This window comes from Amycolatopsis lurida (assembly GCF_900105055.1).
Classification (GTDB): domain Bacteria; phylum Actinomycetota; class Actinomycetes; order Mycobacteriales; family Pseudonocardiaceae; genus Amycolatopsis; species Amycolatopsis lurida.
The window spans coordinates 699,726-717,536 of sequence record NZ_FNTA01000004.1 but is presented as its reverse complement, the minus strand read 5'-3'; the positions used below and the strand labels follow the sequence as shown (position 1 = coordinate 717,536).

The window sequence follows — 17,811 nt, the reverse complement described above, 5'->3', positions numbered from 1 at the left end:
ATGCGGACGGTGGCCTCGCTGCCGTACGAGATCACCGAGGAGGACCACGTCTGGATCCCGGTCTCCGACGGCGTCCGGCTGTCGGCCCGGATCTGGCGGCCGGTCGCTTCGGACGGTGAGCCGGTCCCCGCGATCCTGGAGTACATCCCGTATCGCCACCGCGACCTGACCTCGGTGCGGGACTCCGTGCACCACCCGTACCTCGCGGGGCACGGCTATGCCTGTGTCCGCGTCGACATCCGTGGTTCGGGGGAGTCGGAGGGCGTGCTCACCGACGAGTACCTCGAACGGGAGCAGCTCGACGCGGAGGAAGTCCTGGAGTGGATCGCCGCACAGCCGTGGTGCTCCGGCCGGACCGGCATGATGGGGATCTCGTGGGGCGGGTTCGCCGCGTTGCAGGTGGCGGCGCGCAAACCGCCGAGCCTGACCGCGATCGCGATCTCGTCGTTCACCGACGATCGCTACTCCGACGACATGCACTACATGGGCGGTTGCCTGCTCTCGGACAACGTCGCCGAAGCCTCCACGATGTTCGCCTACGCCACGTTGCCGCCCGACCCCGCGCTCGCGGGTGAACGGTGGCGGGAGCTGTGGCACGAACGGCTGGAGAACTGCAGCCTCTGGGCCGGTGAATGGCTGAGCCACCAGCGCCGGGACGACTACTGGCGGCACGCGTCGGTCTGCGAGAACTACAGCGATGTCCAGGTACCGGTCCTCGCCTCCAGCGGCTGGGCGGACGGATACTCGAACGCGGTCTCACGGCTGCTGGCGAATCTCGACGTGCCGCGGCGCGGGCTGATCGGGCCGTGGTCCCACAAGTACCCGCATCTCGGACGGCCCGGCCCCGCCATCGGCTACCTGCAGGAACTGGTCCGCTGGTGGGATCACTGGCTGAAGGACGTCGAGAACGGTGTCATGGACGGGCCGATGCTCCAGACCTGGATGCAGGACAGCGTGCCGCCGTCGACCTCGTATGAGGACCGCCCCGGCCGCTGGGTGGGTGAGCCGTCCTGGCCTTCGCCGCATGTGCACCCGTCCGAGCACCGGCTCGCTCGGCACCGGATCGCCCGGCCGGGTGAGGACGTCCCGGAGGAGAACCTGTCGGTGGAGTCGCCGCTGTCCGTCGGGCAGTTCGCCGGGAAGTGGGCTTCCTACAGTGCCCCGCCCGACCTGCCGTACGACCAGCGAGAGGAGGACGGCGGCTCGCTCGTCTTCGACACCGACGAACTCACCGAGCCGTGTGAGATCCTCGGTTCGCCGGTGGTGGAGCTGGAGGTCTCCGCGAACAAACCGGTGGCGCAGGTCGCCGTCCGGCTGTCGGACGTCGCCCCGGACGGCAGGGCCACGCGCGTGACCTACGGGCTGCTGAACCTGACCCACCGGGACGGGCACGAAGACCCGGAGCCGCTGGAACCGGGCAAACGGTATCGGGTGCGCGTCGAGCTCAACGCCGTCGCGCAGGTGTTCCCCGCCGGGCACCGCATCCGGCTGTCGCTCTCGTCGTCGTACTGGCCGCTGGCGTGGCCGCCGCCGGAACCGGCGATGGTGACCGTCCACACCGGACAGAGCGCGCTCACGCTGCCGGTCCGGCCGATGGCGGAGGCCGACGAGGTCCCGGCGCGGCCGTTCGGCGAACCCGAAGGCGCGGAGCCGTTGCCCGCGACCCAGATCGAGCCCGGTGAGCAGCGCTGGACGGTCTCGCGTGACCTGATCGACTACCGGTCCTCGCTCGACATCGTCAAGAACGAGGGCAAGGTCCGGTTCGACGACATCGATCTCGACGTCACCAGGAACGTCTTCGAGACCTACTCGTGGGTGGCCGACGACTTCTGCTCCCCGGTGGCGGAGACGTCCTGGTCGATGACCTTCGCCCGCGGTGACTGGGAAGCGCGGTCCGAGACCCGCACCCGGGTTTCCTGCACTCCCACCGAATTCGTGATCGACGCACAGCTCGACGCATACGAAGGGGAGCGAAGGACGTTCTCCCGCAACTGGCATCGGACGGTTCCCCGTGACCTGGTCTAAGACGAGTCTTCCGGCGAAGGCGCTGCTCGCGTGGCTGCGCCTCACCGGCCGGAAGCGCACCTACGCCGAGCTCGACCGATTCCGCCGGAGCATCGAAAGCAGCCAGGCCAAGGGGGATCGGGGGCCGATCCGCTCGATCAGGCGCCGGTTCGACGTTCGCCGGTCCGAAGTGGACGGACGCCCCTGCTATCTCATCGAGCCACCTGGCGGCGGGAACGGCAAGAAGGTGCTGTACTTCCACGGCGGTGCCTACGTGCACCAGATCCAGCACGACCACTGGCGGTTCTTCGGACGGCTGATCGACCGCACCGGCTGCTCGGTCACCGTGCCGATCTACCCATTGGCCCCGGATCACCAGTGCCCGGAGACCACCGCGTTCGTCCGCCGCGCCTACGACGAGTTCTCCACGGGTGCCGACCCGGAGGAGCAGATCGTGATGGGGGATTCCGCCGGCGCGGGGATCGCGCTGGCGCTCACCAAGGCGTTGCGGGACGAAGGACGGCCGGTGCCCAAGGAGACCGTCCTGTTGTCGCCGTGGCTCGACCTGACGATGAGCCATCCGGCGCAACCCGCGCTGGACGAGCGCGACCCGTACCTCGCGCTCACCGGACTCAACGAGGCCGCCAGGCTCTACAGCGGACAGCTGCCGCGTACCGATCCCAGGCTCAGCCCGCTGTCCGGGGACCTTTCGGGGCTCGGGGCGCTCACTGTCTACATCGGAACGAAGGACGTCCTCCTTTCCGACGCCCGCCGCCTCCACACGCTGTGCACCGAGCAAGGCGTACCGCTGAGCTACCACGAGTACGAGGGCATGATCCACGCGTGGATGCTGGCCTCGATCCCGGAAGCGAAGCTGGCGCTGGAGGAGATCGCGCATCTCGTGGACCGAGCGCTCGTGAAAGGGGTGTAGGCGCGTGAAGAGCGGGTAACCGGAAGGCAACGGCCGGTGCAGCGAGGTTGTACGTCCACCGGCCGTGAGGTGGACCGGCGTGGGCAGCCCCGGCGGAGCAGGGACGCCGGCGCGCCGGTCACCGTGTCCATCCGTCGTCGGGGAGCGTTCGATGCAGCAGCTGGAGTCATTGGGGGAACTGGCCGCGCTGGTCCGGCGGCGGGACGGTCTGTACATCCGCTGGGCGCCGACCCCCGAACACCGCCCCGGCACGAGCCGGGACGAACTCACCGGCGCGGAACTGCCGGGCCTTTCGGTGAACCCCCTCGATCCCGAACCATGGTGGCGCGACCAGCCGCTCGAACTTTGGCTGGCCAGGCGGCTTTACGACTACTGTCACCTCCGGCACGAACGCCGTCGCGAGACCAAACCCTGGGTGCTGGCGGGCCGGATCGTGGGCTCCGGCCCGGACAACGAGCCGCTGCTGACCGACCCCGAACCCGTCGCGAGGATCTCCACCGCTGTTCTCGGCGAAGCTCGCGAACTATTGCGCGACAATGCCCAGCACGACTCGGACTGGGGCCCCTTGCGCCGCCCGCCGGAGCTGAACACCCGTGCGCCGGGCCGTAACTCGCGTGCTTGAAGGCGTAACTCACGTGATCAGAGGCGCAACTCACGAGTTACGCCTCCAAGCACGCGAGTTACGGCTCTGATCACGCGAGTTACGGCTGGACGGCGAGGAGGTCCACGACGTCTTCCGGGCGTCCCCGCTTCTCGAACCGGGCCCGTTGCCGGTCCGCCCCACTGCCCTCGGCGGCGAGCCGGGCGCAGCCGTCGCGGACGAAATCGAGGTCACCCGTCTCTTCGAGGGCACCGGCCGCGAAGGTGACGACGTCGTCGAGCACGTCGCTCGCCGGAGCGAGGTCACCGGTGCGGAAATGCGGGCAGCGGCCGGAGAGGCCTTCCCGTGACGCGCGCCAGATCTGCGCCCGCAGGACCTCGTTGGACAGGCTCTGCGGGTGCTCCTCCGTCGCGAGGATCGTGCCGACCAGCCCGCGGATCAGCACCCCGAACAGGGCCGCTTCACCGGCGGTGGCCGCGACGTCGCCGAGCCGGAACTCCACGGTCGGCTGCTTCTCGGAAAGCCGCACGTCCCAATAGACCATCGCGCGATCGAGGATGGCGCCCGCCCGGAGCCAGGCGTCGACGATGCTTTCGTAGTGGTCCAGCGAGGTGAACAGCGGCGGTGAACCGGCCGAAGGCCAGCGGTTCCATTGCTGGTAGCGCCAGCTGGCGTACCCGGTGTCGTACCCGTCGCAGATCGCCGAATTGGCGGTCACGGTCAGCAGCGCGGGCAGGAAGGGCCGGACATGGTTGATCACCCGGATCCCGGTTTCGCGGTCGGGGACGGCGATGTGGACGTGACAGCCGCAGGTGTGCGAAGTCCTGGCGGTCGCCCCGAAATGTTCGGACATCCGTTCGTAGCGCGGATTCGGGGTGATGGCGGGCAAGGCCGTCTCCGCGAGCGGCGCGCTGCCGCTGGGCAGCAGGAGGCAGCCCCGCCGGGCGGCGGCCTTGGCCAGTTCCGCCCGCAGCGCCGACAACTGCCGTTCGGCCTCGTCCCGGGTCGTGCAGATGCCGGTGGCCGATTCTGCCTGGGAGCGGGTGAGTTCTCGCTGGAGTTCGCCCTCTTCTTCGTCCGCGGCGTCGACGACGGCGTCGCCTGCCGGGAAAAGGTGACCGGTCCGGTCCACCACGAAGAACTCTTCCTCGACCCCGAAGGTGAGTACGTCCTTGTTCACAACCGCAGATACCCCCGGTCCTCTCGGCACAAACGTGTTTTCGCAGGTCGCGGACGGGGTATTTCAGGGCATGAGACCGAACTCGGAGGAGCCGCCGTACCTGCTGGCCGCGCAGGCCGGGTCGGTCGTTCGTCATCTGTACACCAGGCTGCGGGACGACGAGCCCGCCTCGCCCGCCGACCTCTGCCGCACCATCGGGGCCTTGCAGCGGCTCGCCGACGACCTCGTCAACGTCCTGCCGGGTCTGCAGAAACAGCTCGAAGAGGGCCTGCTAGCCGGCCAGGTGGGCGCGGGTGACACGCCCGGCGAGGCCTGGGACAAGGTCTCCGAGGTCGGCTACGCGCTCGCGCAGGCTCGTACGGGCGGCCTCCTGCTGGCCGCTGAACTGCGAGTTTCCCAGAGGACACTCGGAGAACTGACCTCTTCGTGACGCTCGGTGCTCAGCCGATCGGCTGAGCGCGGACCACCGCCACCGGGCAGTGCGCGTGGTGCAACGCGTCGTCACTGACCGAGCCCAGCAGCAGGCGCCGGAGATCGCCGTGATCACTCCGGCCGAGCACCAGCAGGGCGGCCTCGCTGGACTGCACGGTCAGCGCCTGCGCGGCGGGTCCCACCCCGTGCACCGTCTCCACGGGGACATCCGGATAGCGCTCGCGCCACGGTTCGAGCTGGCGGGCGACGAGTTCGTCGGCGACCTCCTGGGGGAGGCCGGGGGCCGGATCCAGTACCGGGCCACCGAGCAGGGGCTCGCTCGCCGGCCCCCAGATCGGCATCCGCGCGACGTGGACCGCGTGCACGGTGAGCCCGTGACGGGCTGCGAAGTCGAACGCGAACCCCGCCGCCTGCGCGCTCTGCTCAGTGCCGTCGGTGCCGAGGATCACCGGTGCGCCCGGCGGAGGCTCGTCCCCGCGTACGACCACGACGGGACGTCCGGCGGTCTTGGTCACGCCGGATTCGGTCGAGCCGAGGACCGTCCTGGCGAACAGTCCGGTGTGGGATTCGCCCAGCACGATCATCGCCGCGTCCACCTCGTCGGCGACCGAGGTCAGGACCTCCTCCGGCGTGCCGCCGCGGACGACCGTGCGGACGTGGAGGTCAGGGTCGGAGCGCTGGAGGGCTTCGGCCATCGAAGCGAGTTGCCGTCGAACAGGTTCCACTTCCGCCGCGTCGTCCGCGGCCTGGGGAACCGCTTCGTTCAGCGGGGTCGCGACGGGGTCCGAGCCGGGTGGGGGAAGCCGGTCATGGGTGCAGTACGCGAGGACCAGGCCGAGGCCGCGGGTCTTCGCCTCGGCGACCGCCCAGCGGACGGCGCGGCGGGCCTCGGGCGACCCGTCGAAGCCGGTCACGACCGGCCCGGGGCCGCTTGGTGCAGCGGACATGGGACATCACCTCCGACGCGCTGGTGATACCCGCTTCAGGCGGTCTTCAAGCGATCGGTTTCACCGGACCGCGTGCCTGGGTATTTCACTACATGACTTCCCTGTCGACGCCCCGCGCGCTTGACAAGAAGCGCGCCTCCCCAGTGGCCTCCGAACCTCGGGGACGTCTCCGGCTGCAGGTGAGCAGGCCGACCAAGGGGACCGCCGTCGTCAAGGCGAACGGCGAGATCGATCTCGGGACCGCTCCGCCGCTGTGGGACATGCTCGCCCAGCGGCTTCACAGCAGCGGCACCACGCTCATTCTCAACCTGTCCGAACTCGAGTTCTTCGGCGCGACGGGGATCCGGGTGCTCGAACGGGCGCAATTACTGGCCGAGGACAGCCACACACGCCTCTTCGTCTTCCCCGGTGAATGCCGGTCCGCCCGCCGGATGCTCGACCTCTGCGAGGGCGGCGGCCTCCACACCTTGTGACGAGGTCACGAGCGGGTTCGGCCGATGGTCGCGCGGGCGGCGAGCGCCGCGCTCACCAGGGCGACGTGTTCGAGCCGGGTGGGATCCAGTCCGGTGAGGTCGGCGATCCGGCGCAGCCGGTAATCGACCGTGTTGGGGTGGACGTGCAAGGCGGCGGCGGTTTGCCGCCGCCCTCCCCGGCGGAGGAAGGTCTCCAGCGTCTGCAGGAGTTCCTCGTTGCCGTCGAGCGGCGCCAGCCTGGAGGCCAGCCGGTCGAGGGCGGGTCCGGGACGGGAAAATTGGTATTCGAGCAGGACGTCGTCGAGCCGGTACAGCCCGGCGGACCGTCCGGATCCGATGGCGACCGCGAGCACGTCCTGTGCCAGCCCCGCCGCGGCCGGCACCCCGGACGGTTCGGCGGCGGCCACACCGGCGATGACGTCCGCACCCGCCGTACGGGTGACGTCGGCGAGGACGCGCGTCAGCCACGCCCAGTCACGAGCCGTCAAGTCGCAGGCCGCCGTTTCGTGCGGCAAGAGGGCGACGCCCCCTTCAGGAGTGAGCGAGGTCAGGACGGTGCCCCGGATCTGGCGTTCCAGTTCGACCCGCAGCCGCCGGAGCTTCCGCCGCCCGGCGACCAGCGGGTCGACCCCGTCGGCCTCCTCGTCCGGATGCGCCCCGACCGACACCGCGAGCACGAGGTAGCACGGGGGCATCCGCAGTCCGGCCTGCCCCGCCATGACCTCCGCGGGTTCGCCGTCGAGCAGCGCGGACAGCAGGGTGTGCCGTGCGGACCGCTCGTCGTCGAACATCGTCTGCCGCTCGTCGAGGTATCCGGCGCCGACCACGGGCGTGACCACCTCCAGGTAACGCAAGGTCAGCGCGTTGACGGCCAGGACGTCGGTGACCTCCTCCGGGCGCGCGTCCGGCGTCAGCGACGCCCAGACCACCTGGATACCGATGTGATACGCGGTGAGCACGATGTCGAGCGGGATGCCCTCCTCCGCACGCCGGGCCGCCGACTCGCGGAGAAAGTCGAGTTCCTCCCGCGTCGGCGTGGACCCGGTGCGCAGAGTGTCGATGAACGAACGCAGGTTCTGCTCGATCACGTGCGTGATGTCGCCGCTGAGTTCCTCGGCGGGCAGCAGACCGTACTCGGGGATCCGGGAGACGATCTCGGCGAGCACCGTCTTCGCGAGCGACGGCAGGACTTCGGTCAGCCGTTCCGCCAGTGGGCGTCCGCCGATACGGAAACCCGGATCCTTGTCACCCGTCACAACCGTCCATCATGACAGCCGGTCAGCGAGTGAGCATGTCCCGCGCGGAGTCGATGGTCGGGTGCACGATGAAGACGGCGTCGAGGCCGAGCAGCGCCATCGGGCGCAACAGGGCCCGCTCCTGGGTGACCATGATGAACGGGACGCCGGCTTCTTCGGCCTTCGCCCTGACCTGGACCAGCACGGTGAAGCCGGACGAATCACAGAAGGTCACCGCGGACAGATCCGCGATCAGCGCCGACGGCTTGAACCGGAGCTCCTCGTCCAGTGCCCGCCGCAGGTCGTCCGAGACGCCGAGATCGATCTCGCCGGCGACGGCGACCACCGTGTCACCGGCGGAAGCGGTGATCGAAATGTCGAGAGACGACACGAATCTCCGAGCCGACCGAGGCGGATCGGAAGCGGGAGCGCGGTAATCGGTCAAGTTGACTCCTTGCCGGTACGGGGTCCGGCCGCTGCCCGGTGGACAGGCCGGACCCGGAAAAGAAGGGATCCGGCGGCTGGTGTCTGAACCGCGACGGGTCAACCGTAGCAGCCTTGTGGTTCGGCACGCCGGGTGAGCGATACCGGCCCCGTGTCACACCCTCCGTGCCCGGGCTTCGCCGACCATCACCCGATCGAGATCGGGGTGGATCTCGTCGGCTCGATTCCACAGCTCCGCCGCCATCTGGGCGGAGCCTTCGGCGGCCGCGACATTGCCGAGACCGACGTAGGCGCGCGCGGTCTCATACCGGCTCCCGCAGGCCTCGGCCCGGTCCGCGGCGGCACGATAGGCCGGGGCGGCGAGGTCGTGGCGCTCCGCGTTGTACCAGGCCCAGCCCAGGCAGTTGAGGGCCATCGCGGCGTCGAGGTCCAGGCGCAGTTCGTCGAAGACGGCCAAGGTCCGGTTGGCGAGCGCGGCGGCTTCGGCGGCCTGCCCGAGCGCGGTCAGCACCAGCGCGATCCCGCGTTCGGTGATCGCGGCGTTGCGGCGGTTGCCGCCACGGACGTAGGACGCGTGCGCCTGCCGGAGGTCCCGCAAGGCGCCTTCGTGGTCGCCCCGGTAGTGCTCGGCCCAGCCGCTGTGCGCGAGCGTGGTGGTTTCCCCGTGCCCGTCGCCGATCCGCCGGAACAGCGCGAGCGCTTCGCCGTAGCACGCCGAAGCCTCGTCCAGGTCGCCGCGATCGACGTGCGCGACCCCGAGGTTGGCCGTGGTGGTGGCGAGCGCCCACAGGTCCCCGATCACCGCCGCGGACGCGCGCGCCCACCGATGGGTTTCCATCCAGGGATCCCAGAGTTTGGCCACGAAGAAGTAGTCACGCAGGAAGAAGGCGAGCTGCCAGCATCGCTCGTGCTCGCCGCGGTCCCGCGCGGCCCGGCACAGGGCGACCAGACCTGGCCATTCGGTGCGGAACCAGGCCATCGCCATCTCGCCGTCGTCCAACCGGGCCGGTTCCGGGAGCCCCGGGGCGAAGTCGATTTCCGGGACGAAGCGGTGCGGCGTGAGTTCCTTGTCGGCCTGAGCGGCGGTCCGTACCGCGAAAGCGGCCAGTCTGCTGAATGCTTTCATTCCGTCCTCTGCGTCGGTTGATACGAATTCGGTCGCGAATGCCCGAAGCAGGTCGTGGAATCCGTAGCGGCCGGCCTCTGGCTGGGTGAGTAAATGCGCTTCGTGCAAACGGTCCAGCAGACGGTCGGTCTCCCGGAACGAAAGCGAGCTCAGCGCGCTCGCGGTATGGATGTCGACGTCGGTGCCGGGATGGACGGTGAGCAGGCCGAAAAGTCTCGACTCGGCGGCGCTCAGCTGATGGACGGACAACCGGAACGCGGCGGCGAGCGAGCGTTCGCCGTCGTCCAGTTCGCCGAGGCGGGTCGTTTCGTCCGCCAGGCGCCGGTCGAGTTCGGTGACGTCCCACGCCGGATGCGCGCGAAGCCGCGCCGCGGCGATCCGGATCGCGAGAGGGAGTCGGGCGCACCGCTGGACCACCCGGGTGACGGCCGTTCCGGCGGGAACGCCGGTGACCGTGGTGAAAAGTTCGACCGCCGCGTCGAGCGGCAGCATGGCCAGCGAGACGTGCACGGCGTCGTCGAGCGCGCTCAGCCTGGACCTGCTGGTGATCAGCACCCGGCATTTCGGCTCGGCGGGAAGCAGCGGGCGCACCTGGGCCGCGCTGACCGCGTTGTCGAGCACCAGCAGCAGGCTGCGGCCGCGAAGACGGGACCGGTACAGCGCCGCGCGATCGGCGGGGTCGGCGGGGACACGATCCGCGGGAACACCCAGCACCCGCAGCAATCTGTCGTGCACCGCGGCGGGCTCGCCGGATTCGTCGCGCAGGTCGATGAACAGGCAGCCGTCGGCGAAGCCGGATTCCAGCCGGTGCGCGCACCGCACCGCGAGTTCCGTCTTGCCGACGCCGCCCATGCCGGACACGACGCAGACACCGCCATCGGCTTCGAGCGCCGCGCGGATGGCCCGCAACTCGTCTGCCCGGCCGGTGAACGACGAGGTCGCCGGTGGCAGACCGGAAGGCCGGACGTCCGGCCGCGTCCTGCGCCGCGCGGGTTCACCGGGCAGTAGCGGTTTCAGTTCTCCTTCGGCGCCGAGTTCGGTTTCGCACAAAGCGGCGAGCGCCGCGTTCGGCGCGGAAAGCCCGGTCTCGACTTTGCTGAGGTAACCCTTGCTGTAGTGGGTGCGGGCGGCGAGTTCGGTGAGCGAAAGGCCTGCCGCTTTGCGGCGGCGTCTCAGCTCCGCTCCGAATGTGGCTCGCTCGTTCATCGGCCCCCACCCTCGTCGGAGGATCAGTATGGCCGTGTGGACGGTGTTTCGGCAGCGGCCGCCGTCCGTCGGCCGGATCCGCGGGTCCGGCCGACGGACGCAGGGGCATCTCATGTCGTCGATCACCGTGTCCGCTCAGCCGAACACGAGACCGAGCAGGGCAAGAATCAGGTCGATGGCGTGGGTCTGCATTGTCAGTCCACCTCCTTTCCGTCTGTGGCGACCACGGGCGAGACCGGGTTCGCGGGCGCGGTTCCCGGTGCGCTGCCGAGCACCAGCCCCATGACGAGCGCGACCACCCACAGCCAGAAAGCCAGCCGTAAGAGCAGTGAAAACGAGCACATGACCTTCATTCCGACTCCTTCGGTGTGCGCGTCCGGGCAGCACTCGACAACACGGGAAAACCGCTGGTTGGAGTGTTATTCGCCGCTAATTGGGGCGGCTCACCAAGAATGCGTCGCCGGTCCGTGAGCGACAAGGAGTTTCCTGTTTCCCGTATGGGCGGGAAAGGAAAACCCAAAATAACGATCGGCGATACACGACCGCGATCGGCTGGACACGGGCCGCCGGGCTGACGACTATTGACGATCGTGCTTGAACCACTAGGGGAGGACTGGTGACCGTCAGCGCTGCGGACCTGGCCGTCGAATTGAAGCTGCTTCGGCGGGGCAGGGGAATTGCGGCACCTCAGCTCGCCGAACGCGCGGGCCCCGCGTTGCGCGCGGTCTGCGGCGCGTCCGGGGGTGACGGGAACGCGGCGATCCGGCGGACGCTGCGCGAGAGCCTGTCCGGGTGGGCGCGTTCGCTGCCCGAGGACCTGAGCACCGCGGTGCTGGCCGCGCTCGGACTGCACCCGGAGGCGGTGCACCCCTTCTATCAGGATCGGGTGCGCTGGCTGGCCAGGCATCTGCAACGCGACGACCGGACGGCCCGCCGCCGGATCGACGAAGGCATCGATCGGCTCGCCGAGGTCGCCGTGGCGTCCACAAGCGAATCCGACGACGGTGACGTGCCCGAGCCCAGCAGAAGGTGGCACACGGAGGAGCTGCGCGTCGCGGTGGCGCTCGACCAGCCGGTTCCGGAGGTACTGGAATCCCGCCGGATCGTCGCGGACGCCGACGACATCTCCGAACTGGATCTCGCACTGACGCTGACCGACTCGGTCTATCGCGGCGAAGCCATCGGCAGCGACGATCTGCGTGTGGACGTGTTCCACGGTGGACGGCTGACCGGCCGGAGGATGGAGTCCACCGATCGGGTCGGGCTGGCGTTACGGCTGCCGCGTCCGCTCAAACGGTCGAGCAGGCACGAAATCGCCATGCGGTTCCGGGCGGAATTCCGGCATCCGCATTTCGTCTGCGTTCCCCGGCATCCGGTCGACCTGTTCGATCTACACGTCCGGTTCGCCCTGCCGATCCCGATGGAGGTCGTACAGCTCGAACGGGTCTTCCAAGACGACGCGAGTGACGAGGCGGCACGCGGATTCCCGTTGACGCCGGACGCTTCCGGCGAGATCCACGTCAAGTTCCGGCATCTGACACCGGGTTTCGCCTACGGGGTGCGCTGGAGGCCGTCGAGCGAGGCATGAATCCCGCTGGGTGCGGTTTCCGCGCCACGGCACCTTGCCTCACCACAGGATCACGACCACCCGGCCGGCCACGCCGCGACGGTCTTGTGCCGCAGCACCCGTTGCGCCGCGACCGCCTTCTCGGCCAGATCGGTCGCGCTCCCGAGCGTCGCGACGATGTCGTCCGCGGCGCCTTCGACCAGCTCCACGGCGCGCCTCTCCCGGTCGCGCCCGCTGAAGGCCAGCGCGAGACCGAGGTCGAGCCTGGTCTCCAGGGTTTCCGGATGGGTCATGCCCAGCAGCCGGATCTGCGGCTGGAGGATCTCCTCGAGGAGTTCGGCTTGGCGGCCGAACTCGCGCATCTGCCCGTGCGCCAGGGCGATGCCGTGCCTGATCCGGTAGCGCAGCCGGTGGTCACCGCCGAGAACGCGGACGACCGTTCGCTCTGTCGCGCTCAGTGCCCGCAAGGCCTGCTCCGGCCGTGCCGGGATCAGCAGCGCACGATCGGCCATGGCCGTGGCGGTCAAGGCCGGCGCGCTCTCCGGCCCGTAACGTCGCCCATACCTGTCCGCGAGCTCACGCAGCGCGGTGCGGCCGGCGTGAAGGTCTCGCAGATCGAGGGTGATCGTCGCCTCCGCCCACAGCAACTCGGCTTCGGTGCACCGGAAGTGCCGCGTCCGGCCGGCGGCGTGGAAGGCAGCGATCACCTGCGCCGCGACATCGCGTGCCGGTCGTGGCCGGCCGTCGAGCAGCAGGGCGCGCGTGTACTCCAGCAGTGCCGACGGCAGGAGTCCTTCGCGCAGTGGCCCGTTCGGCAAGGCATGGAGCTCCGGCAGGATCGCGGTGAGAGACGTGATGGCCTCCCTGGGGCGGCCCCTGAGGCGCGTCGCCTGTGCGCTCGCCACGACCGCGGGCAACCGGGTTCCACCCCGGACGAGGGACCTGTGCCAGAACATCCGCTCGCCCGCGTCGTAGTCGCCCTGGCAGTCGAACGCCTGCGCGGCGACCAAGCCGGCCGCGTAACGCTCGTCGTCGTCGCCCGCCGACAGCAGCGCGCGCCGGGCGTGCCGCGCGGCCTCCGGATACAGCCCGCAGGCGATCTCCACCCGTGCCGCCGTCACGAAGTCCGTGCTCGTCGCTCCTTCGGTGGCCAGGATCATCGCGTGGATCTCGCCCGCCGCGAAGAAGTCCAGGTGCCGTTCGTGCGCGGCCGCGATCGGGCGCAGCAGCCGGATCCGACCCGCCGCGGACGTATGCTCGGCGAGGGAACGGGCGTGCTGGAGAAGGAAGTCCCGGTATCCGGCGCGGTCGTCGGAAAGCAGGCGCAGCAAGGATTTCGCCGCGGACTCCGGCATCGGTCCCGGATCGAGCCCGGCTTTGGCGACCTCGGCCACGAGTGGTTGCATTCGCAGTCCACCGTCCACAAAGGAGGCCAGGCCCCAGGCCAGCACTTCGTCGACGGCTTCCGTGAAACTAGGCCCGGCGTCGAGAACGTCACGGGCGATGCCGAGCGGAAAGGGGACCGGCGCCAGCAGCCCGCCCAGCCGGACGATCCCGGCGGCGATCGGCCCGCGGTCGGCGAGCAGGACACGGATCGCCGGCGGCGCGGTGTCCGGGCGGGAGGCGGAGCGATCGGCACCCGGGGAAGCGCTGGCGCGCACCGTGATCGGATGCCCGTCGCAGTGCTCGATGAGCCGGAGAACCGCTTGGCGCTCCGCGTCGTCGGCCGGTGCGCGGTGCTCGCCGGACAGCCTGAGGCCTTCGGCCGGTGACAACCCGGCGAGGTCCAGCGTCTCGACGTCCCACGGCGACTGCCCTGTCCGGCAGGTGAGCACCGTGGACACCTCGGGTGCGGGGAGCAGCAACCGGTCCAGGACGTCCGGCGGGAGCCCCGCCGGTACGTCGTCGATGAGGACGAGAGCACGGCGGCCGGCGGCCCCGATCCGCTCGGCGACGTGGGCGCGCAGCCGGTCGGAATCCATTCCCGCCAGGTCGGTGCCCAGCCGATCCCCGGCCGCGCGGGCCAACGCGAGGTGGAACTGGGACAAGACCTCGTCGGGCGCGTGATGCCCGAAGGGGCCCAGCCGCAGCACACCGCCGTCGTAGGCGTCCTGGAAGAGGTCGGCGTACCGTTCGACCAGCGCGGTCTTGCCCACACCCGGCAGCCCGCGCACCATCAGGACCGGCCGGGCACGCAGGCCATGATGGATCGCCGAGAGCTCCCGGTACCGTCCGATCATCCGGTTCCCGCCGCCGCGCGGACGACGGGCACCGTCCACCTTGCGCAGGACGAGTTCGACAAGAGCCGTCGGATCTCGCGGATCCCCGTGCTCGCCGCCGATGTCCGGATCGAGGACATGCACACGGCCGGCCCGCGAGTAATGGACGAGCACGACCCGTGAATTCGCGAGCGCGTCGGCGATTTCGCGGGTGATCCCGTCGACGACCGTATCCCGGACGACGCGGAGCCCAGCGTCGCGAAGAGCCGCTTCGACCTCGCCCATCCGCGCGACGCCGTCAGAATCCGCCGCGGTGAAACACAACAAGACATCGAAACGATCCATCATCAGCGCTCGCTCCCAGTGATCGTGCCGGTTCGCCAGCGCAGGGATCGATCCCGGGAACGATTTCGCTACCGATGACGGCGCAGCCGGGAAACCTGTCCTTGATCTGCCCGCTTCGCGAATTCGGGCAACGGACAAAACGAGGACAACAAACGCCGTTCCGCAACGACGTCACCGCGCTCCTCGATTATCGGGCATTCGGACCGTGAACGCCCGGGAGAGAGCATGGGAATCGCCACTGACACCACCACCGAGGGGAACGGCGCGGCCGTCGGCCTGATCCTCCTCGTGATCGCCGTGCTGTACCTGGGTTACGCCGCCCTCAAGAGACACGGGTTCCGGCCGCGCCGCGTGGAAACGGCACTGAGCGGACAGCAGTTGCGCCAGGTCTTCACGAAGAAGATCGCGGGAAGGGGCTGGTCCGTGGCGGACGACGGCAATCCGATGATCGCCCGATCCCCGGAGTTCGACGGCGTCCGGCAGGGCATCTCCCTCGAGATCTCCGAGGCGGACGGGCGCACGGTCGGTGAGCTGGCCGCGATCCTCCACAAGAAGAAGCTCTTCGGTGACACGGCGAAGGCGCACAGCCTGCGATGGCGGATGAACGCCTTTCTCGCGCAGGTCCGGCGGCTCGACGCCACCGCGAAAGTGATGGGGTGAACCGATGCCGACCCTCGACACCCGCCCGATCGACGGCGAACTCCAGGGCTACCGCGCGCTCGCGACCCTGCCGCGCCCGTCGGGCCGCCTGACCAAAGAGACGCTCGATCCGCTCGTCGCCGCGGCGAAGACCGGGGACCCGGACGCGGTGGACGCGCTGCTGGCGGTCGTGAAGCCGATGCTGGTGCGCTATTGCCGCGCGCGGATGGGCGGCCGCGACCTCTCCTATCTATCGGCCGACGACGTCGCGCAGGAAGCCTGCCTCGCGGTCTTCAAACTGCTGCCGGCGTACGAAGATCGAGGCGGCTCCTTCGTCTACCTCGTGCGGGCTATCGCGGCCAACAAGGTGGCCGACGCCTTCCGCGTGGTGTCCCGCGACCGATCCGACCCCGTGCCCGAACTGCCGGAGGCCGGATCGGTCCGCGACGAGCCGGAAAGCCACGTGCTCGGCGTCGACCTCGGCACCCGGCTGGGCAGGTTCGTCGCCCGGCTCCCGAAGCTGCAGCGGGAGGTGCTCACCCTGCGGATCGTCGTCGGCCTGTCCGCCACCGAGACCGCCGCCGCGCTCGGGCTGACTCCGGGGAACGTGCGGGTCAAACAGCACCGGGCGTTGGTGAAGCTCCGCGAACTGGTGAAGGACGAGGACTTCTCTTAGGAGCCGGGCGAACCGTCCTCACCGGCTACTCCACGGCGGGGTCGCCCCACGCCAGTTCCGGGAGCCACTTGCTCTCCGTCGTACCCGGACGGTGGAATTCCAGCCGGACCGTCAGGACACCGGTGACGTCGAGAACGATCTCCGCCGGTTTCCCCAGCGCCACCTTGACTTCGGGTGACGGCCTCCCGTCGAGGAGTACGCGGAAGTGCCCGACCTGGAAGGGTTCGGCCGCGTCGTCGAGGACACCGGCCACCGCGGTCAGCCTCCGGTAGGCCATTCCCAGGCTCACTTCGACGAAGGCGAGCCGCTCGGCCGCGCGCAGGACGATGCTGTCCGAGTACTGCACGTCGTTGATCCGCGCGCCCTCCGTGCGGATGCCGCTGCTGCACGCGCGCCATTCCAGGCCGGTCGCCAGCGACGTCCGGCCCGGTCCGGTCCCGCTCGTCGCGCCGCCACGCCATCGGCCGCGTTCGGGCCGCTGGTGCCGGGCCCTGCCGGTGATCGCGGTCAGCAGATCCTCCACACCTTCCTCGCTGAGCACCTCGATCGGGTACCTCGTGGTGGAGTGCGGGTTGAGGAAGTTCGGGATGTCGTCGACGGACTGCCCGGTGAACACGACCGGGAGGATCCGTTTGATCTCGCCGCCGAGATTCCTGGTCATCCTGTCGCGGATCCGCGCCGCCTCGAACTGGGATCCGCGGCCTTCGTCGAACGCCGCCCTTCCCTCGGCACGGCGTTTGTACTCCGGCGAAGCGATGACGACCACGAAATCCGCCGTGTCGAGGTGGTCCAACGCCCACAACGACCAGTCGCGGCGCTCGCCGTCGTCCCATTGGTCAAGGTGTACTTCGAGACCGATCCGGCCGTGCAGGAATTCCGCGAAGAGGCGGACCCGCTCTTTGTGTTCCGGTGAATCATGTGCGTAAGTGACGAACACGTGCGGCGGCTCGTTGTCGGTCATCGGAACTCCTGTCGGACGAAGGGAACCCGGCCCGCCGGGTGCGTCGCATTCTTGACGATCCCGAGGTCGTGGCGCACCCATTGTCGCCCGCTTGTCATCTTTCTGTCGTTTTCGGGCTCGCGCGCGCTGCCGTGTCCAGTTTTTGTCGTGTTTTTGTACCTTTTTCGAAGGCGTCGTGGACCCCTACGATCGGGGCTGTCAAACGGATCGGGGTGCGAAGGGGCGATGGCGCTCGTGTACGAGTACGACGTGTTCATCAGCTATCGCCGCGGCGGTGGCGACGCCCCGGACTGGGTACGGAATCACTTCCATCCTCGGTTGCAGAGAATTCTGGACGACAATGTCGACTACGACGTCAAGATATTTCTGGAGGACGGCGTCCCGGTGGGAGGAAAGTGGCCGCAAGTGGTTCGTGACGCGTTACAGCGCGCTCGGATCCTGATCCCGGTCTGCTCCCCGAAGTACTTTCGCGACGAGTGGTGTCTCGCCGAATGGCACACGATGGCGAAACGCGAGGAAATCGTCGCCGGTAGCGGCTCGGCGAAGCCCGGAAGGTTGATCTATCCGGTCATCTTCAGTGACTCGGAGAACTTTCCCGGCTACGCCCACGAACGTCGTATGCACAGTTTCCGGGACTGGAACAAGCCGCATCCGCAGTACCAGAACACCCCCGAGTACCTCGACTTCGATCGTGAGCTGGCGCTGATGGTGGAGGACCTGGTGGAGGTCATCGAGCAGGCGCCACCGTGGTCTCCCGAGTGGCCGGTCGAAACGCCGCCACCACCCGGCCCGCCCAGGCCGTCGAAGCTGCCGAGGTTCTGACCC

The 17,811-nt window shown here is 69.3% G+C and carries 17 protein-coding genes; 9 read left to right on the top strand and 8 right to left on the bottom strand.

Annotated features, from left to right (window positions below; genetic code table 11):
* The 3 genes from BLW75_RS08430 to BLW75_RS08420 all read left to right on the top strand — a co-directional run bounded on the left by BLW75_RS08430 (nucleotide 1) and on the right by BLW75_RS08420 (nucleotide 3,557).
* Nucleotides 1–2,025 carry a CocE/NonD family hydrolase gene (locus tag BLW75_RS08430; protein WP_034322992.1) on the top strand — a complete coding sequence of 675 codons (2,025 nt, stop codon included), beginning with the start codon at nucleotides 1–3 and terminating at the stop codon, nucleotides 2,023–2,025.
* The gene (locus BLW75_RS08425) at nucleotides 2,012–2,935 is read left to right on the top strand and encodes an alpha/beta hydrolase (protein ID WP_034322994.1); all 924 of its coding nucleotides are present in this window, start codon (nucleotides 2,012–2,014) and stop codon (nucleotides 2,933–2,935) included. Before BLW75_RS08430 ends, BLW75_RS08425 begins: the two co-directional genes overlap by 14 nt.
* A 151-nt stretch (nucleotides 2,936–3,086) precedes the next feature.
* Nucleotides 3,087–3,557 carry a DUF6098 family protein gene (locus BLW75_RS08420; RefSeq protein WP_034322997.1) on the top strand — a complete coding sequence of 157 codons (471 nt, stop codon included), beginning with the start codon at nucleotides 3,087–3,089 and terminating at the stop codon, nucleotides 3,555–3,557.
* A gap of 79 nt (nucleotides 3,558–3,636) precedes the next feature.
* Here BLW75_RS08420 and BLW75_RS08415 read toward each other — a convergent pair whose 3' ends face one another.
* Nucleotides 3,637–4,716, bottom strand: a complete 1,080-nt coding sequence (locus BLW75_RS08415; RefSeq protein WP_034322999.1) for a carboxylate-amine ligase — start codon at nucleotides 4,714–4,716, stop codon at nucleotides 3,637–3,639.
* A 70-nt stretch (nucleotides 4,717–4,786) separates the two neighbouring features.
* Here BLW75_RS08415 and BLW75_RS08410 point away from each other — a divergent pair, with 70 nt between their 5' ends.
* The gene (locus BLW75_RS08410) at nucleotides 4,787–5,146 is read left to right on the top strand and encodes a hypothetical protein (RefSeq protein WP_034323000.1); all 360 of its coding nucleotides are present in this window, start codon (nucleotides 4,787–4,789) and stop codon (nucleotides 5,144–5,146) included.
* 10 nt (nucleotides 5,147–5,156) lie between these two features.
* Here the strand turns inward: BLW75_RS08410 and BLW75_RS08405 are convergent, their stop codons facing one another.
* Nucleotides 5,157–6,095, bottom strand: a complete 939-nt coding sequence (locus tag BLW75_RS08405) for a universal stress protein (RefSeq protein ID WP_034323002.1) — start codon at nucleotides 6,093–6,095, stop codon at nucleotides 5,157–5,159.
* Between the two features lie 143 nt (nucleotides 6,096–6,238).
* Between BLW75_RS08405 and BLW75_RS08400 the strand changes: the two genes are divergently transcribed.
* The gene (locus BLW75_RS08400) at nucleotides 6,239–6,568 is read left to right on the top strand and encodes an STAS domain-containing protein (RefSeq protein ID WP_241784078.1); all 330 of its coding nucleotides are present in this window, start codon (nucleotides 6,239–6,241) and stop codon (nucleotides 6,566–6,568) included.
* Between the two features lie 5 nt (nucleotides 6,569–6,573).
* On the opposite strand, the gene BLW75_RS08395 is transcribed toward BLW75_RS08400, so the two are convergent.
* The 4 genes from BLW75_RS08395 to BLW75_RS42765 form a co-directional block, all read right to left on the bottom strand.
* Nucleotides 6,574–7,824, bottom strand: a complete 1,251-nt coding sequence (locus BLW75_RS08395; protein WP_034323006.1) for a PucR family transcriptional regulator — start codon at nucleotides 7,822–7,824, stop codon at nucleotides 6,574–6,576.
* A 22-nt stretch (nucleotides 7,825–7,846) separates the two neighbouring features.
* Nucleotides 7,847–8,194 carry an STAS domain-containing protein gene (locus BLW75_RS08390; protein WP_241784079.1) on the bottom strand — a complete coding sequence of 116 codons (348 nt, stop codon included), beginning with the start codon at nucleotides 8,192–8,194 and terminating at the stop codon, nucleotides 7,847–7,849.
* A 207-nt stretch (nucleotides 8,195–8,401) separates the two neighbouring features.
* Nucleotides 8,402–10,579, bottom strand: coding sequence for an ATP-binding protein (locus BLW75_RS08385; protein WP_091597165.1), 2,178 nt, complete (start codon nucleotides 10,577–10,579; stop codon nucleotides 8,402–8,404).
* Between the two features lie 194 nt (nucleotides 10,580–10,773).
* Nucleotides 10,774–10,932: a hypothetical protein gene (locus BLW75_RS42765; protein ID WP_158005433.1), complete on the bottom strand. Its 159-nt coding sequence runs from the start codon at nucleotides 10,930–10,932 to the stop codon at nucleotides 10,774–10,776.
* A gap of 263 nt (nucleotides 10,933–11,195) precedes the next feature.
* On the opposite strand from BLW75_RS42765, the gene BLW75_RS08380 reads away from it, so the two are divergent.
* Nucleotides 11,196–12,167: a hypothetical protein gene (locus BLW75_RS08380; protein WP_091597162.1), complete on the top strand. Its 972-nt coding sequence runs from the start codon at nucleotides 11,196–11,198 to the stop codon at nucleotides 12,165–12,167.
* A 50-nt stretch (nucleotides 12,168–12,217) separates the two neighbouring features.
* On the opposite strand, the gene BLW75_RS08375 is transcribed toward BLW75_RS08380, so the two are convergent.
* A complete protein-coding gene (locus tag BLW75_RS08375; protein WP_034323012.1) occupies nucleotides 12,218–14,713 on the bottom strand; it encodes an ATP-binding protein in 2,496 nt (831 codons plus the stop codon).
* Between the two features lie 222 nt (nucleotides 14,714–14,935).
* On the opposite strand from BLW75_RS08375, the gene BLW75_RS08370 reads away from it, so the two are divergent.
* Together BLW75_RS08370 and shbA are read left to right on the top strand one after the other, a co-directional pair.
* The gene (locus tag BLW75_RS08370) at nucleotides 14,936–15,370 is read left to right on the top strand and encodes a hypothetical protein (protein WP_034323014.1); all 435 of its coding nucleotides are present in this window, start codon (nucleotides 14,936–14,938) and stop codon (nucleotides 15,368–15,370) included.
* 4 nt (nucleotides 15,371–15,374) lie between these two features.
* A complete protein-coding gene (gene shbA / locus BLW75_RS08365; RefSeq protein WP_034323017.1) occupies nucleotides 15,375–16,025 on the top strand; it encodes an RNA polymerase sigma factor ShbA in 651 nt (216 codons plus the stop codon).
* A 25-nt stretch (nucleotides 16,026–16,050) separates the two neighbouring features.
* Here the strand turns inward: shbA and BLW75_RS08360 are convergent, their stop codons facing one another.
* Nucleotides 16,051–16,986, bottom strand: a complete 936-nt coding sequence (locus BLW75_RS08360; RefSeq protein ID WP_158005434.1) for an SEFIR domain-containing protein — start codon at nucleotides 16,984–16,986, stop codon at nucleotides 16,051–16,053.
* A 225-nt stretch (nucleotides 16,987–17,211) separates the two neighbouring features.
* Here BLW75_RS08360 and BLW75_RS08355 point away from each other — a divergent pair, with 225 nt between their 5' ends.
* Nucleotides 17,212–17,808: a TIR domain-containing protein gene (locus BLW75_RS08355; RefSeq protein WP_241784081.1), complete on the top strand. Its 597-nt coding sequence runs from the start codon at nucleotides 17,212–17,214 to the stop codon at nucleotides 17,806–17,808.
* The last annotated feature ends 3 nt before the right edge of the window (nucleotides 17,809–17,811 follow it).

Bases quoted from the DNA above. Each gene is read 5' to 3' on its own strand.
- BLW75_RS08420 (WP_034322997.1), top strand. From the start codon at position 3,087: ATGCAGCAGCTGGAGTCATTGGGGGAACTGGCCGCGCTGGTCCGGCGG.
- BLW75_RS08370 (WP_034323014.1), top strand. From the start codon at position 14,936: ATGGGAATCGCCACTGACACCACCACCGAGGGGAACGGCGCGGCCGTC.
- BLW75_RS08405 (WP_034323002.1), bottom strand. From the start codon at position 6,095: ATGTCCGCTGCACCAAGCGGCCCCGGGCCGGTCGTGACCGGCTTCGAC.
- shbA (WP_034323017.1), top strand. From the start codon at position 15,375: ATGCCGACCCTCGACACCCGCCCGATCGACGGCGAACTCCAGGGCTAC.
- BLW75_RS42765 (WP_158005433.1), bottom strand. From the start codon at position 10,932: ATGAAGGTCATGTGCTCGTTTTCACTGCTCTTACGGCTGGCTTTCTGG.
- BLW75_RS08355 (WP_241784081.1), top strand. From the start codon at position 17,212: ATGGCGCTCGTGTACGAGTACGACGTGTTCATCAGCTATCGCCGCGGC.
- BLW75_RS08410 (WP_034323000.1), top strand. From the start codon at position 4,787: ATGAGACCGAACTCGGAGGAGCCGCCGTACCTGCTGGCCGCGCAGGCC.
- BLW75_RS08385 (WP_091597165.1), bottom strand. From the start codon at position 10,579: ATGAACGAGCGAGCCACATTCGGAGCGGAGCTGAGACGCCGCCGCAAA.
- BLW75_RS08375 (WP_034323012.1), bottom strand. From the start codon at position 14,713: ATGATGGATCGTTTCGATGTCTTGTTGTGTTTCACCGCGGCGGATTCT.
- BLW75_RS08360 (WP_158005434.1), bottom strand. From the start codon at position 16,986: ATGACCGACAACGAGCCGCCGCACGTGTTCGTCACTTACGCACATGAT.
- BLW75_RS08430 (WP_034322992.1), top strand. From the start codon at position 1: ATGCGGACGGTGGCCTCGCTGCCGTACGAGATCACCGAGGAGGACCAC.